The sequence below is a fragment of the Streptomyces sp. Ag109_G2-15 genome (genome assembly GCF_900215565.1).
Taxonomy (GTDB): Bacteria; Actinomycetota; Actinomycetes; order Streptomycetales; family Streptomycetaceae; genus Streptomyces; species Streptomyces diastatochromogenes.
Map to the genome: position 1 here is coordinate 696,457 of NZ_OCNI01000002.1, position 14,349 is coordinate 710,805.

General features: G+C 71.9%; 12 protein-coding genes. 5 read left to right on the plus strand and 7 right to left on the minus strand.

Translation table 11 applies throughout. The features are described 5' to 3' along the window. Nucleotides 1-37 precede the first annotated feature (37 nt). The 5 genes from CRP49_RS39635 to CRP49_RS39655 all read right to left on the minus strand — a co-directional run bounded on the left by CRP49_RS39635 (nucleotide 38) and on the right by CRP49_RS39655 (nucleotide 6,412). Nucleotides 38-1,756: a hypothetical protein gene (locus CRP49_RS39635; RefSeq protein ID WP_097259281.1), complete on the minus strand. Its 1,719-nt coding sequence runs from the start codon at nucleotides 1,754-1,756 to the stop codon at nucleotides 38-40. Then, entirely contained in the window at nucleotides 1,753-2,655 is a 903-nt protein-coding gene (locus CRP49_RS39640; protein WP_097258223.1) for a carbohydrate ABC transporter permease, read from the minus strand. Before CRP49_RS39640 ends, CRP49_RS39635 begins: the two co-directional genes overlap by 4 nt. After that, complete coding sequence (locus CRP49_RS39645) at nucleotides 2,652-3,566, minus strand: carbohydrate ABC transporter permease (protein ID WP_097258224.1); 915 nt, start codon at nucleotides 3,564-3,566, stop codon at nucleotides 2,652-2,654. Before CRP49_RS39645 ends, CRP49_RS39640 begins: the two co-directional genes overlap by 4 nt. A 125-nt stretch (nucleotides 3,567-3,691) precedes the next feature. Next, nucleotides 3,692-5,017, minus strand: a complete 1,326-nt coding sequence (locus CRP49_RS39650; protein WP_097258225.1) for an extracellular solute-binding protein — start codon at nucleotides 5,015-5,017, stop codon at nucleotides 3,692-3,694. A 273-nt stretch (nucleotides 5,018-5,290) separates the two neighbouring features. Further along, nucleotides 5,291-6,412, minus strand: coding sequence for an ROK family protein (locus CRP49_RS39655; protein WP_097258226.1), 1,122 nt, complete (start codon nucleotides 6,410-6,412; stop codon nucleotides 5,291-5,293). 264 nt (nucleotides 6,413-6,676) lie between these two features. Between CRP49_RS39655 and CRP49_RS39660 the strand changes: the two genes are divergently transcribed. The 5 genes from CRP49_RS39660 (at nucleotide 6,677) to CRP49_RS39680 (ending at nucleotide 13,358) form a co-directional block, all read left to right on the plus strand. Further along, nucleotides 6,677-7,579: an N-acetylglucosamine kinase gene (locus tag CRP49_RS39660; protein WP_097258227.1), complete on the plus strand. Its 903-nt coding sequence runs from the start codon at nucleotides 6,677-6,679 to the stop codon at nucleotides 7,577-7,579. Nucleotides 7,580-7,797: 218 nt separating this feature from the next. Continuing rightward, nucleotides 7,798-9,723, plus strand: a complete 1,926-nt coding sequence (locus CRP49_RS39665) for a phosphatase PAP2 family protein (protein ID WP_097258228.1) — start codon at nucleotides 7,798-7,800, stop codon at nucleotides 9,721-9,723. A 92-nt stretch (nucleotides 9,724-9,815) separates the two neighbouring features. Then, nucleotides 9,816-11,522: a glycosyltransferase family 39 protein gene (locus CRP49_RS39670; RefSeq protein WP_097259282.1), complete on the plus strand. Its 1,707-nt coding sequence runs from the start codon at nucleotides 9,816-9,818 to the stop codon at nucleotides 11,520-11,522. A gap of 82 nt (nucleotides 11,523-11,604) precedes the next feature. Next, nucleotides 11,605-12,522: a MurR/RpiR family transcriptional regulator gene (locus tag CRP49_RS39675; protein WP_097258229.1), complete on the plus strand. Its 918-nt coding sequence runs from the start codon at nucleotides 11,605-11,607 to the stop codon at nucleotides 12,520-12,522. A 458-nt stretch (nucleotides 12,523-12,980) separates the two neighbouring features. After that, nucleotides 12,981-13,358, plus strand: a complete 378-nt coding sequence (locus CRP49_RS39680; protein ID WP_167444307.1) for a hypothetical protein — start codon at nucleotides 12,981-12,983, stop codon at nucleotides 13,356-13,358. A 55-nt stretch (nucleotides 13,359-13,413) separates the two neighbouring features. Here the strand turns inward: CRP49_RS39680 and CRP49_RS47305 are convergent, their stop codons facing one another. Then, nucleotides 13,414-13,578 (minus strand): hypothetical protein, encoded by a 165-nt coding sequence (locus CRP49_RS47305; protein WP_179851943.1) that lies wholly within the window; start codon nucleotides 13,576-13,578, stop codon nucleotides 13,414-13,416. A 69-nt stretch (nucleotides 13,579-13,647) separates the two neighbouring features. After that, complete coding sequence (locus CRP49_RS39685; protein ID WP_097258230.1) at nucleotides 13,648-14,349, minus strand: peptidoglycan-binding protein; 702 nt, start codon at nucleotides 14,347-14,349, stop codon at nucleotides 13,648-13,650.

Below are 14,349 nucleotides of genomic sequence, written 5' to 3' on the forward strand. Positions count from 1 at the left end.
TTCATGCCTGAGGTGACCATGGTGTAGGTCGTCGGGGTCACACGACAGGTTCGGGCCGGCGGGCGCGCAGTGCGACGGTCAGGGTGTGCGGGCCGTGCCCACCGATGTAGACGCGGTTCCCGGTCGTCGCATCGGTGCCGCCCACCACGGTGTAGTCCTGACCCGGGTCGTACCGCAGTACGTCGCTCCGGTCCGGCCCGGCCAGCGGTTCGCCTGCCTCGACGCCGGCCTCGACCCGGATCTCGTCGTCGCCGACCCGGTAGGTCATCGGCCCGGTCGTCAGGCACCAGCGCCCGTCGCCGATCGATACGGCGCCCTCTGGCACGCCGCCCGGCCGGAAGGTCAGTTCGAGGGCCCAGGGCACCCGTGGTCCGCTGATGTCGATCCGCAGGTCGGCACCGTCTTCCCTGAGGTCCGCCTCGACGCGGGTCGTGTGTGAGACCTCGTCCCGAGGCCGGTCCGGGAAGGCCATCGCGGCCGAGAAGCGTCCCTCGTCCGCCATCCGGTAGGCGCCGTCGTCCCGCCGCTGGTCCGGCAGGAGTGGCTGGTAGTAGGCGGCCGAGAGGGTCTCGGTGAGCCGGTAGCGGCTGTCGGCAAGGCATTGCATGCCGCCGGCGCGGAACGGGCCCATGTCGAAGAACCCCCGCGAGAGACGGACCGCGTCGAGGACTGCGTCGCCGGCGAACAGGCGCAGGAAGGTGGGATTGCAGGCGAGACCCGAGCGGATGCGCCGGTGCTCGGGCACGTCGGAGCCGCCGTACACCACCGTGTGCGCGGTGGCCGAGGCGCGGGCGGCGAGGCGTGCGGTGGTGATGTACCGGTCGCGCGGAAGTGTCTCCGCGGCCGGGGCCGGCAGGGGGCGGCACAGGTCCGGGGCGAGGAGGGTCTCGGCGAGCAGGTCGGGGTCGTCGATGCCGCCGGCGGCCGCGAGCCGCGCCGCCCGGCTGAAGTCGCCCCGGCCGGTGCGGATCGCGAGCAGCCGGTAGTGCGGCAGGTAGGGCGCCAGCGGGAACGGGTGGCTCTGGTCCTGCCGTCGCGAGTGGACGGTCTCCACCGTGCCGTCCGGCCTGATGAGGTCCAGGGTCGTGGCGAGGTTGCGTTCGACGGCGTCCAGCAGGTCGGCGCGCCCGAGCACACCGGCCAGCAGCAGCAGCGAAGGGTTGGACACGTGGGCCGCGTAGTTGGCGCTCCGTTCCGAGTACAGGCCCTCCGCGTCGATGTCGACGCCCTCGGCGAGCCATTCCTCTACGCGGTCGAGCAGCCGGTCGTCCGGGAACGACCGGTGCAGCCGGGCCAGCGCCGCGCACAGCTCCCAGCGGTGGTTCGGAGTGTGCACCCCACCGGTCAGGAGACTGCCGGAGGCAGCGCCGGCGATCTCGGCGAGCGCGGCCGTGACGTCGCCCAGTTCCGGCCCCGCGCCGGCGGCGAGGACGTGCGCGTCGCACACGTCGTTGACGGTGAACGCCGAATCCGGCGGTGACTGCACGTTGTCGCCGCCGGCGAAGAGGCCGGTGGTGGTCTGCGCGGCCCGGAGGGCGCGGAGGTGGGTCATCGTGGCGGCGACGACCTGCCTGCTGCCGTGCAGTGCCGAGTCCGTGGAACGGTACGCCGCGACCAGAGTCTTCACCCGGCGTGCCAGAGCACGGTGGGTCACACCGGCGGGTTCCTCGTCGGGGCCGGCCGCCAGCGGGGCGGCCAGCCGGTCGGCGGCGCGGGCCACCGCGCGGACGAACTCGTGGTCGAGCGGCAAGGTCAGTCCTTCAGTCCGGCATTGATGTCGGCGCCCATGACGTAACGCTGGAAGACCAGGAAGATGACGATCAGAGGGATCATGGAGATGACCGATGCGCCGAGCAGTACCGACCAGTTGATGTTCTGCGCGCCGACGATGCTCTGGATGCCGATCTGCACGGTGAACTTGTCGGGGTCGTTGAGCATCAGAAGCGGCCAGATGTAGTCGTTCCACCGCCACTGGAAGGACAGGATGGCGAGCGTCAGCATGATGGGCCGGGAGAGCGGCACCATGATCCGCAGGAAGATCGACAGTTCGCGGGCGCCGTCGATGCGTGCGGCTTCCACGAGTTCGTCGGGAACTGTCAGGAAGAACTGGCGGAACATGAAGCATCCGGTCGCGGTGAGCACGGCCGGGAAGATGATGCCGGCGAACGAGTTGTAGAGGCCGAGGTTGCGGACCACCAGGAACTCCGGGGCGAGCATGACCTCGCCCGGCAGCATCGTGGTGGCCAGGATGCAGATGAAGAAGACCTTGAGCCACTTGTTGTCGTACTTGGCCAGCGCGTACCCGGTGCAGCAGCTGGCTCCCACCGTGAGGATCGTCGTGATCACGCACACGATGGTCGTGTTGATGAAGTACTGGGAGAAGTTGGCACTGCGCCACGCCGTCAGGTAACCCGACAGGGTGGGGTGGTGCGGAACCAGCGTCAGCGGATAGGAGAACAGATCCCCGGCCGGTTTGAGGGAGCTGAGGATGAACCACAGCACCGGCAACCCGTACAGGCACGCCAGGATCCACAGCAGTGTCGTCGCGGGCACCGCCCGCCGGAGCCCACCGCCGGCCGCACCACGGGGCCGCTTTTTGGAGACAGCCCGTCCGGAACCGGCGTCGACCGGGCGTGCCATGTCTGTGGTTGTCATCGGTTCTCCACCCGTCGGTTGACGATCAGCTGGATGATCGCGACGGCCATCAGGATGAGCATGAGCACGAACGACGCGGCGCTCGCGTAGCCGATCTGGCCCCGCTGGAAGCCGGTCTGATAGATGTACTGGACAAGCAGGTTGTTCGACGTTCCGGGTCCGCCGTTGTTGAGGGAGACGAACAGCGGGTATTCCTTCATCGCGTTGATCGTGTTGAGCAGGATGACGATGAACGAGGTGGGCGCGATGCTCGGCAGCGTGATGCTGATGAACTGGCGCCATGGACCGGCGCCGTCGAGCGCGGCCGCCTCGTAGTACGAGACCGGTACGTTCTTGATCGCCGCGATGAACAGCAGCATCGAGAAGCCCGTCCAGGCCCAGGATGCGGCCATCACCACCACCAGCAGCGACAGGTCCGCGTTCGACTGCCACGGGATCGCGTGCCCGCCGAGCTTCTCGACGACGTAGTTGACCAGCCCGAAGTTCTCGCCGAACAGCCACCGCCACAGGACGCCCACGACGATGGGCGACAGCAGCCACGGAATGAAGAAGATGACGCGGGCGACCGACGTGCCCTTGGCGTGCTTGCTCACCAGCACGTTGGCGATGAGCAGCGAGAGCACGAAGTTCAGCGGAACGAACAGGACGGTGTACAGCAGCGTCCGGGCCAGCGCGTCGTAGAAGGTGGAGTCCCCGAACAGGTTGTGGTAGTTGTCCAGTCCGACGAACTGGAACGCCCCCACGCCCGTGTAGTTCGTGAAGGAGTAGACGAGCCCGATCACCGCAGGCCAGACGAAGAACAGCGCGAAGAGCACGACATTGGCCGCGATGAGGACGAGCGGCGCGAAGGTGTAGCTGCTGCGGCGTCTCCTGGGCGGGCTCGCGGACACGTCCGAGGCGCGTTTTGTCATCTTCCCTGACTCCGTGCTGGTGGATTGGATTGCTGTGGGCTCACGCCATGAGCCCGGCATCACGTGGGCGCCCGAGGCCGGGCGGCGGCGTCTCGACCCCGCCGCCCGGGCGGGCCGGCCTACGATCAGCCGCCGACCTGCTGGTTGTAGCCGGCCACGATGTTGTCCAACGCCTTGCCGACCGACTGCTGGCCGTTGATCGCCTTGCCGAGCTCCGTCTTGGTCGGGTCAGTGGTGAGGCTCTTGCCCTTCAGCACCCAGTTCGTCTGCGCGGTGTTGAAGTACCCGGAGATCGGTGCGTAGAGCGGGATCTCCTCGTTGTACAGCTTGAACGCCGCCTGCGCCGCGTCGGAGGTGAAGGGGTACTTCGGGGTCAGACCGCTCTCGACGGGCAGGAACCCGGACGCCTCACACAGCTCCTGGTAGTGCTCCGGCTCGTAGATCCAGGACAGGAACTTCTGCGCGGCGGTGGCCGCGGCGCCGTTGTTGTTGAACCCGACCATCATGCCGCCGCTGTTGACGTCGCTGGCCTGGACCGGCTCGGCGGGAGTCGGGACGCTCGCCCAGTCGAACTTCTTGATGCTGTCCGCGAAGGCGGGAACCTGCCACACGCCGGACCAGTAGGCGACCACGTCACCGCTCTGGAACATGGCCGACGGGTCGGCGCCGCTGGTCCACACCGACTTCGGCATGGTCTTGTCGTCGTTCAGTCCGACGAAGTAGTTCACGGCCTTCTTGGTCGCCGCGTCCACTGAGAACTTGCCGGAGGAGTCCGCGTGGACGTACTTCCCGCCGAGCTCGTACACCATGGCGCGCAGTCGGGACGGCGACTGGTCGAACGTCAGGGAGTACTTGGCGCCGGTCTTCTCCCGGACCTTGTCCGCCGCCTTGATGAAGTCGGTCCAGGTCCAGGTCTTCCGGGGCGAGGTCGGGAAGGAGACACCGGCCTTCTTGAACAGCGTCTCGTTGATGAACAGGCCGGACGCGGTGACGTCCGAGGGGATGGACAGCACCTTCCCGGACGAGTCCTTGGCGAGGAAGTTGGCGTTGATGTTGTTGGTCTTGTTGTCGGCGATGGAGCTGAGGTCGATCAGCTTGCTCGACCAGATCGGGTCCAGCGCCGGCACGTCCGCCACGTCGGGCAGAGAGTTCGCCTGCGCAGCGTTGTGCAGCTTCGTCGGGTAGCCGTCGTAGGGGATGTTGACGAGCTTGACGGAGACGCCGGCTTCCTTCTTGTACTGCGCCACCAGCTTCTTCCAGCCCGCGTCCTGCCCCGGGACCGTGGAGATCCAGAACGTCAGCGACTTGGAGGTGCCGCCCGAGCCGGACCCCGACCCGCCGCAGGCGGAGAGCAGAAGGGCACCTGCCGTGGCCACGGCAGCGAGGGGAACCACGCGGCGTATGCCGCCGCGGCCGAGTCGGCGGGAGCGCCGCACACCCACACTGGTCATCTTCGATCCCTTTTCGTCATAGGGGACGGAGCACGGCGCCGACGTAGGCGGCACGGGTGCATTTTGCAGGAAATTTCGCTTTCCGGGCGCGGCCTCGCCCGGCCGCGTCGCCTTGACGGGTGGGGTCCCCGGCCATGAGGGCCGTCGTCGCACAAGCGCGCCCTCGTGCGGCTGCCGTACGTCGCGTACGGCCGGGACGCTCACCTCGAGCCGGGGTTCCCGCCCGGCTTAGAAAGCGCTTGTCCGGACATTGGCAGACCAAGTCGGAGGCCGTCAATCCTTCACGCGCAGGGCCTCGGTCACGGTTTGGACTCCTCGTGCGACCGCGAGCCGGGCCGCACCGGTGACGGTACCGAGATCCCCGACGGTGCTGCTGACGACCTCGGTGGGCCAGCTCAGCCGCTCCAGCTCGGACCGTACGCCGGGCAGGAGCTGCGGGTCAGCGCCGGTGCTGCCGCCGAGCACGATCAGTCCGGGGTCCAGCACGGCGGCCACGGCGGCGGCGAGCCGGCCCACGTCGGCGGCGTGGCGGTCCACGACGGCGCGGGCCGTGGCCCGGCCCTGCCCGGCGAGGGCGAACAGCTCCTCGGTGGAGCGCGGGCAGGGGCCGTCGGCGGGCTGCCAGGCGGCGACGGCCCGCCCCAGCAGGGCGCTCGCGCCGACGTACTCCTCCAGGGCCTCGCGGCGCGGCGCGCGGTCGTCGTCCCAGGGGTAGGGCAGCCGGGCCAGCTCGCCCGCGGCGCCGTTCGCGCCGCGCAGCACCCGGTCGCCGACGACGATGCCGAGGCCGACGCCCACGCCGATCCGCAGGTAGCCGAAGGTGTGGCGGCCGCGGGCGGCACCCTCGTGCAGCTCCGCGAGCGCGGCGCAGTTCACGTTGTTCTCGAGGTGGACGGGGACACCGGGCGGCAGTGCGACGGCCATGGCGTCGAAGGCGGGGCCGGCCTTGGCGGTCGCGGGCCGCATGCCGGCGCCCTGCCGGTCCTGTGCGGTGACGTCGCCGACGGCGACGACGATGGTGCGCAGCGGGGCGTCGGCGGGCAGCGCGACGAGGGTCCCTCGCACGGCCTCGGCGGCGTCCGCGCGGGAGGTGGTGGCCTCGGCGAGCAGGCTGCCGTCGAGGGCGCAGCCGCGTACCCGGGTGTGGGCGGGGCCGAGATCCACGGCGAGCACGGTCCCGGCGGCCGGGCCGAGCCGGTAGACGGCGGCGGTGCGGCCGATGCCGCCGGTAGCCGTACCGGAGTGGGCGGCGAGCCCCGCGGCCTCCAGCTCGGCCACGGCACCGGAGACCGTCGGCTTCGACAGGCCCGCGTCGGCCGCCAGCCGGGGGCGGGTGGCGGAGCCGGCCGCGGCCAGGACGGCGAACACCGCGCGGGCGCTCTCGCTCAGGTTCATGCTCTCCCCCAGGTTCGAACCGCAGGAATCTGCTGGTGAGGGCACGGGTGATGCGCGCCTCTTGACGCACTCTACTTCGTTAGTTAATTTCCTAACGAACTCCACGGTACTCGCCTGCCGTGGCCGCCGCCGAAGCCCGTCCCGGGGCTTCCCGACACCTTCTGCAGCCGTTCGTCCAGGCACGGTTCGCCCGCCGTCGCAGCACAGCACCAGGCAGCACAGCTCCCCGCAGCGCAGCTCCCTGCAGACGACGAAAGAGGAACCGTGCAGGACGTTCCGTACCCCCTCGTGGTCGGGGTCGACGTGGGCGGCACCAAGACCCACCTCCGGGCACTGGCCGGGGGCGAGCTGGTCGCCGACCGTGTCCGCTCCAGCAGCGGCTGGCGGCCGCACGCCCCGGCCGCCGCCGCGGCCTGGCTGGCCGCGCTCCTCGACGACGCCCTGCCGACGGGCCTGATCCCGGCCGCCCTCGCCGTGGGCGGGCACGCCTGCGAGACCCCGCGCCAGTGCGCCTCGATCCGGGCCGCCCTGGGCGATGTCCTGGACGCGCCCGCGCTGGTCGTCGGCGACGCCGAACTCCTCGTACCCGCCGCCGGGCTGGAGAAGGGGGTCGGTCTGGTCGCGGGCACCGGCTCGGTCGCCGTGGGCCACGCGGCCGACGGCACGCCGGTGCAGGTCGGCGGCTGGGGCGCGGTCCTCGGCGACGAGGGCGGCGCCGCCGGGCTCGTCCGGGAGGCCGCGCGGGCCTGCTGGGCCGCCCATGACCGCGGCGAGGCACCCGACGCGCTGGCCGCCGGACTGCTCGCCGCGTTCGACGTGCCCGAAGTGCCCGCGCTCGGCGCGGCGCTGGAGAGCGCGACGGACGTCTCCGCCGAGTGGGGACAGCACGCCCCGGTCCTCTTCTCGGCCGCCGAGGCGGGTTCCCGGCTCGCCCGTGAGGTGATCGCCGCCGGGGGCCGCTCCCTCGCCGCGCTCGTCGTCCGGCTCGCCGACCGCGGCCTCGTCGTGGACGACGTGGTGGTCGCGGGCAGCACCGTTCTCGCCCAGCCGCTCCTGTACGACGCCTTCACCACCGCGCTCGCCGACGCCCTGCCCGGTGCACGGCCGCATCCGCTGCGGGTGCCGCCGGTCAACGGGGCGGTGGCGCTGGCGCGTTCGATCCTGTGAACCGCGCCCCCGCGTTCACCTGCCGCACACGCCCGCGTCGCCGGGGACTCCCCGGCGGGACACGACCTCGCCCTAGATATTCACTCGTTCAACTTCTTCCCCACGGGATCGCACATTCCGGCACATCGCGACCGGACGTCACGGCCGTGCGCGCCGGGCGGTCCCGCGGGCCACTCCCCGGCCGCCGTCCGGCCGAAGAACTCAAGAGAGGCACACGCATGCCGTCACCCGCCGGGCTCCGCTCCTCCTCGCCGGCCCGTGGAACCGCCCTGGGCCGACGCGGTTTCCTCAAGACCTCGCTGGGCGCGTCGGCGGGTGTGCTCGCCGCCCCGACCTTCGCCACGTGGCTGTCCGCCGCCGACGCCAAGGCCGCGACCGCTGCCGCCGCGTTCGTGGACGACTACCGGACCAACGTCCTCGCCAACCTCACCCCCGAGACCAACGCGGTGGTCCGGATCCTCGGCGGCTTCGCCCAGGTGTGGAAGACCGGCTCCGCCTGGAACACCGGCACCCCGCTGCGCCCCGAGGTGCTGCGCGCCAACATGCGCTACTGCGCCCGGATCACCGGCGAGCGCACCGACGCGCAGGCGAAGGAGGCGTTCGTCTACGACCGCCAGCACCAGAGCTACGCGATGATCGCCGGCCTCGGCCCGCTGGCCGACCTCTACAAGGCGGGCGCCAAGGCGGTCACGTCGATCACCGGCGCGCCCGACGGCACCCCGGCGACCACCGTCAGCGACGCCGTACCCGCGAACGCCCCGGCCGGCTCGGCGCTCGGCGCGGGCGCCCACGACTCCGCGCTGGGCAAGGTCGCCGAACTGGTCGACACCGTGCGCGGCCCGTACGCCTCCGGCAACCCGGCCAAGTACGCCTACCAGTACCCGCGTCCGTGGCGCATGAACGAGGACAGCGAGGTGGTCGACACCGGCGCGAAGGACGCGCTCGGCTACCCGGTGTACGAGTCCGACGTGGTGGTCGCCCCTCAGCTGCTGCGCCAGCGCGGCACCTCGCCGACCGACGACGGCGGCTTCCCGAGCGGCCACACCAACGCCTTCCACCTGGCCGCTCTCGCGTACGCGTACGCCGTGCCCGAGCGGTTCCAGGAGCTGGTGACGCGCGCCTTCGAGCTGAGCCACACCCGGATCGTGGCGGGCATGCACAACACCGTCGACGTCATCGGCGGCCGCGTCATGGCCACCGCGCTGGCCGCGGCCACCCTCGCCGACCCGGCGAACGCCCCGCTGAAGGCCGCCGCCCGCGCCCAGGCCCTCGCCTACTTCACCGAGCGGACCGGCACCACCGCCGACACCCTGTACGGCTACGCGCACCCGGACACCGACCCGTACGCCGACCGGGACGCCAACGCCCGCTCGGTCCGGCCCCGGCTGACGTACGTGCTGACCCGGCAGGGCCACAGCGCGCCGCTGACCGTGCCGAAGGGCGCGGAGGTGCTGCTGGAGACCCGGCTGCCGTACCTGGACGCGGACCAGCGCCGCGAGGTGCTGCGCACCACAGGGCTGCCCGCCGGGTACGTGCTGCTCGACGGCGTCGAGCAGTGGGGGCGGCTGAACCTGTTCGCCGCCGCCGACGGCTACGGCGCCTTCGACTCCGACGTCACCGTCACCCTGGACGCGGCCGCCGGCGGCTTCTCGGCGGCCGACAGCTGGCGCAACGACATCGACGGGTGCGGCGGCCTGACCAAGCGCGGCACCGGCACGCTGACGCTGACCGGCCGCAACCGCTACACGGGCGGGACGGTGCTGGAGTCCGGCGCGCTGGAGGCCGGTTCCGAGGACGCCCTCGGTCACGGGGACGTGCGGGTCTCGGACGGCACCCTGCGGGTCGCGGAGCGGCTTCGGGTGCGCGGCGGCTACGCCCAGGACTCCGGCACGCTTGAGGTCACCCTGCGCGCGGGCCGCAAGGCGCCGCTGACCGTGAAGCACCTCGCGGTGCTGGGCCGTTCGGCCGTGCTGTCGCTGCGCCTCGACACCGAGCGGCCGCCGGCCGCGGGCAGCACGCTGCCGGTGCTCGACGTACCCCGGCTGCGCGGGCAGTTCGACCGCGTCGAGGTGAACTCCGACGCGCTGCGGGCCGTACCCGTGTACACGGCAGAAGGTCTGTCGGTACGACTCGTGAAGCGGTGACGCCCCCGGTGGCGGGAGCGGTGCGACAGTAGGGCCATGATCCGGCCCCGGCCCGCTCCCGCCACCGCGTGGCCGGTGTCAGCGTGGGGCGGATGATGGCGCGCGCACAGGACACGGCCCAGGTTCTCGTACCCGAGGCACCCGGGGACGGCAGCCCCGAGCCGAGTACGGCCCGGGGTCGTTGGCACGCCCTGCTGGGCCGCCGGCGGCGGTGGCTGGTGCCGGTCCTGGTGGCGCTGCTGCTGGCCCAGATGGCCGCCGCGATGGTCACCACGGCCGTCCGGCAGACGCCCACCATCGACGAACCCGTGTACGTGGCCACGGCCACCGACTACCTGCGTGAGCACCGGCTGCGCTACAACCCCGAGCATCCGCCGCTCGGCAAACTGCTGATCGCGGCCGGGGTGGCGGTGGCCGACCCGCATTACGACTCGTCGTACCAGGGCACCCAGGGCGAGGTGGGCCGGCATCTGCTGTACGAGTCGGGCAACGATCCCTGGCGGCTGATGCTGTGGGCACGGCTGCCGGTGATCGCGCTCACCCTGCTCTTCGGGCTGGTGGTGTTCGCGTTCGCGCGTGAACTGGTGGGCGCGGCGGGCGGTCTGGCGGCGCTCGCGCTGTACGCCTTCTCCCCGGACGTGCTCGCGCACGGCTCGCTGGCCACGCTGGACATGCCGGCGGCCGGGTTCGTGCTGACCTCCGCCTGGCTGGTGCGGCGGGCGCGGGACCGGCCCCGGTGGTGTCTGCCCCTGGCCGGGGCGGCCCTCGGGGCGGCGGTGGCGACGAAGATGAGCGCGCTGCCCGCGGTCCCCGTGGTGATGCTGCTCGCGGTGGTGTCGGTGTGGGGCGCCCGGCGCGGCGCCGAGCGGCGTCGGAAGGTGCTCCTGGGGCTCGCGGGGGCGGCGGCCGTGGCGCTGGTGGCGGTGGCCGTCGTGTGGGCCACGTATCTGGCGGTCGATCCCCGGCTGCGGTTCACGCCCGCCGAGCCGGTGCCGGCCGTGCACGGGCTGCGCGGGCGTGTGACGGAACTGCTGCCGCTCCCGGAGGCGTACCGGGCCGGGATGCGGGTGCAGTTCGGCCTGGAGGACTACCCCTGGCAGGGCTTTCTGTTCGGGCACCTGTACACGGGCTCGCGCTGGTACTACCTGCCGGCCGCCCTGCTGGTGAAGACACCGCTCGGGCTGCTCGCGCTGGGCGCGGCCGGTGCCGTGGCCGCTGTGACGGTACGGCGGCTGCGGCCCGCCGCGCCGTATCTGCTGCTGCCGCCCGCCGTGCTGCTGGCGGCGGCGATGACCGGCTCGCGGGACTTCGGGACCCGGTACGCGCTGTTCGTCCCGGTGTTCCTCGCGGTGGCGGCACCCTGCGTGCTCGCGCTGCCGTGGCGCCGGTCGGGGGTGCTCACGGGACTGCTGGTGCTGTTCGTGGCGGTGAGTTCGCTGCGGACGTTCCCGTACTACCTGCCGTACGCCAACGAGGCGTTCGGCGGGCCGGCGAACACCCACCGGCTGCTGCACGACTCCAACGTGGACTGGGGCCAGGACCTCGGCCGGCTCGCCGACCGCCTCCGGCAGCGGTATCCGGGCGAGCGGGTGTGGCTGGTCTACAAGGGCAGCGGTGTGCCGTCGTACTACGGCATCCACGCGTCCGATCCGCGCACGGTGCCGCCGGGCCGGGTGCACGGGCTGCTGGTCGTGTCGGACTCCGCGGCGGCCAAGGCACGTGGTCGACTGGCCGAATTGATCGAGTCGAGCCGACCAGTCGATCAAGTGGGTCATTCGATCACCTTGTACCGGCGGTGAGCCTGCCTGCCCGTCACAGCCCCTGGTCATGACGGTCGGTGAGCTATGTTGAGTGGTCGTGGGAGACAAAGGAGGCGGGCCGGTGCCCTCGCCGCAGCAGGCACGCGCCCAGGCATCAGCGATCACCTCGGGCAAGACCGTGCCGGAGGCCGGGGCCGCACCGACCTCCCAGCTCAGGGAACTCTTCGACGGCCCCCGGCTGTCCCCGGGGCAGCGCCGCGTCGCCCAGTACCTGATCGAGCACATCACCGAGGCGGCGTTCCTGTCGATCACCGAGCTGGCGGACCGGGTGGGCGTCAGCCAGCCCTCCGTCACCCGCTTCGCCGCCGCCGTCGGCTTCAGCGGCTACCCGGCGCTGCGGGAGAAACTCCAGTCGATCGCGCTGAGCACGCTGGCGGGCGGGCCCGCCGAGGTGAACCGCGCCAACGAGCTCCAGGCGGCCGTCGACGCCGAGATCCAGAACCTGGAGAACATGCGCCGCGACTTCGCCGACCCCGACCGGGTGATCCGCGTCGGCCGCGCGCTGTCCCGCTCCACCCCGCTGACCGTGCTGGGCCTGCGGATCTCCGTGTCGCTGGCCGAGTACTTCGGCTATGCCGCCCGCCGCATCCATCCCGACGTACGGCTGGTGACCCGCGGCGGCAGCGTGGCCTACGACGCGCTGCTGCAGTCGCGCGAGGCCGGCGGCACCTGGGTGCTGGCGTTCGCCATGCCCCGGCATGCACAGGAGACGCTCACCGCGCTCCGGGTCGCGCGCGAGGCGGGCCTGAAGGTCGCCCTGATCACCGACCTGGCGCTCGGTCCGCTGGCCGACGAGGCCGACGTCACCTTCGCCACCGGCACCGGCTCCCGCCTGGTCTTCGACTCCTACGCGGCGCCCGGAGTGATGGCCGCGGCCCTGCTGCAGGCCATGACCGACGCCGATCCGGAGCGCACCCAGGCCCGTCTGGAGAAGTACGAACAGGTCGCCGACCAGCAGCAGTTCTTCCTGAGGGACTGAACCTTCGCCCGCGGGAGACCCTTCCCGCAGTTCTTCCTGCCAGACGCCCTCCGCACGGGGATCTTTTGCCGTCCAGGGATCATTCACCGCATATCTCGCATGAATGTTTTCATACGTCTTGCAAAGACGACGGCATATATAAATACTGCTCACGGATCGCGCCCGGTCGACTCCGGGCACGTTCCGCACCCGCGGGACTCACCGCTCGCACACCGCCCCGAGAAAGCCGACGGACCGCCCATGCGCACGCAAGCACTCCAGCCGCGCAGGTCCTCCGCGCCCGGGGCCCCCGCACGGACACCCCTCAGCCGCCGTCCCTACCCACGTCGGCGATCAGGGTGTTCGGTGGCGCACCGCCCAGGCGATGCGCCCGTGGCGGCCCCGGTCATCCCCTAGGCCGGGGCCGCCCCAAACCGTCGGACCACCCTCACGACGCCGCACACCGGAAGCGATTGCCCATGTCCTTGACCACCACCACGCGCCTCAGCCCCGACTGGCCCTGCCAGGTCAAGATGCCCGGCAGCTACGACTGGGAACGCTCGGCGGCCAAGTGGCTGCGCGATCTGGTCCCGGCGCGCTACGCCAGCTACCCGGCGCTGATCAGACACCCCGTCCTGCTCGCCCGGCACGCGCAGATCCAGGTCCAGCAGGAGATCCGGGTGGCCCGGACGGCACTGCAGACCGCGCGGGCCGAGCTGCCCGTCCTCGGCCTGCCCGAGTCGGTCATCGAGCACACGATCAAGCTGTACGCGGCCGAGGTGCTCCAGCTGCAGCACATCGCGCGCAGTGTCCGCGCGGTCAGCGAGGCACTGGCGGTACGCGGCATGAGCCGCTGAGCGAGTCACTGTCGGCCGTCGTCAGTCACCGTCGCCCTCGATCCCGTCGGCGTCGTCAATCGTCGTTGCGGTGCCGCACGTACCAGCAGATGCCGACGACCAGGGCGAGCAGGAAGACGGCGGGCACTAGCAGGCCCGGGATGCGGGAGCCGGTCATCGGCGTGGCCTTCGGTCGTGGTGCGAGGTGCGCCCGGCGGCGGGCCGCGGGGCGGGTACCCATGGTGGGGCCTGCCGGCCGGTCGTCCACGAAGTTTTTCAGAGCCGTTGCCCGGCGTTCGAGCGGGGGTGCTCAGCCGCCGCCGTCGAGGCTTGTCCGGGATTCCAGCGCGTGGCGGGTGTCGTTGCCGTAGACGCCGGTCTCGTCGCCGCTGATGCCGTACCAGAGCTGGAAGCGGGCCACGGCCGCCGTGAGGACGGCGTCGTAGGTGCCGTCGGTCGAGCCGTCCCGGTAGACGTCGGGGATGCGCAGCAGGCGCTGCTGCAGCTCGGCGACCTCGGGGCCGGTGTCGCCCTGGCGGAGGGTGCCCGCGCCGTCCGGGTCGGCGGCCGGGGTGGTGGCGGGCGCGGCCGGGGCGGTCGTCGCCGGTGCCGTCGTGGCGGGGTGGGTCGGCTGTGGGCTCGCGTCTGCCTCCTGCCGCGTGGGGAGCAGGAGGGCGCAGCCGAAGCCGATGACCGCGGCCGCGCCGACGGCCACGGCGACGGCGGCCCGGCGGAGCCCCGGGGCGGCGCGGCCGGCGTCATCGGGTGAGGCCTGCGGAGTGGCCGCGAAGGGCGGCAGTTCCTGGGTGTCGTCCTCGGTGGCGGAGGTCCGGGGCGTGCCGTCACCCGGCCGGGGCCGGGGTGCCGTGCCGAAGGACTCGAACGTCTCCCGCTCCGGGAGCATCTCGCGCATCAGCTCCGCGAGGGCGTCGAAGCGGCGCAGTCGCACGACGCGGACGGGTTCGAGGACCGGTCCGGGGTGCGGCTGTTCAGGGTCGGGCGGTGTCGGCAC

What these genes read in the sequence shown, in the direction of transcription:
- CRP49_RS39640 (WP_097258223.1), bottom strand. Translation starts at nt 2,655, where the DNA reads ATGACAACCACAGACATGGCACGCCCGGTCGACGCCGGTTCCGGACGG.
- CRP49_RS39645 (WP_097258224.1), bottom strand. Translation starts at nt 3,566, where the DNA reads ATGACAAAACGCGCCTCGGACGTGTCCGCGAGCCCGCCCAGGAGACGC.
- CRP49_RS39650 (WP_097258225.1), bottom strand. Translation starts at nt 5,017, where the DNA reads ATGACCAGTGTGGGTGTGCGGCGCTCCCGCCGACTCGGCCGCGGCGGC.
- CRP49_RS39655 (WP_097258226.1), bottom strand. Translation starts at nt 6,412, where the DNA reads ATGAACCTGAGCGAGAGCGCCCGCGCGGTGTTCGCCGTCCTGGCCGCG.
- CRP49_RS39665 (WP_097258228.1), top strand. Translation starts at nt 7,798, where the DNA reads ATGCCGTCACCCGCCGGGCTCCGCTCCTCCTCGCCGGCCCGTGGAACC.
- CRP49_RS39670 (WP_097259282.1), top strand. Translation starts at nt 9,816, where the DNA reads ATGATGGCGCGCGCACAGGACACGGCCCAGGTTCTCGTACCCGAGGCA.
- CRP49_RS39680 (WP_167444307.1), top strand. Translation starts at nt 12,981, where the DNA reads ATGTCCTTGACCACCACCACGCGCCTCAGCCCCGACTGGCCCTGCCAG.
- CRP49_RS47305 (WP_179851943.1), bottom strand. Translation starts at nt 13,578, where the DNA reads ATGGGTACCCGCCCCGCGGCCCGCCGCCGGGCGCACCTCGCACCACGA.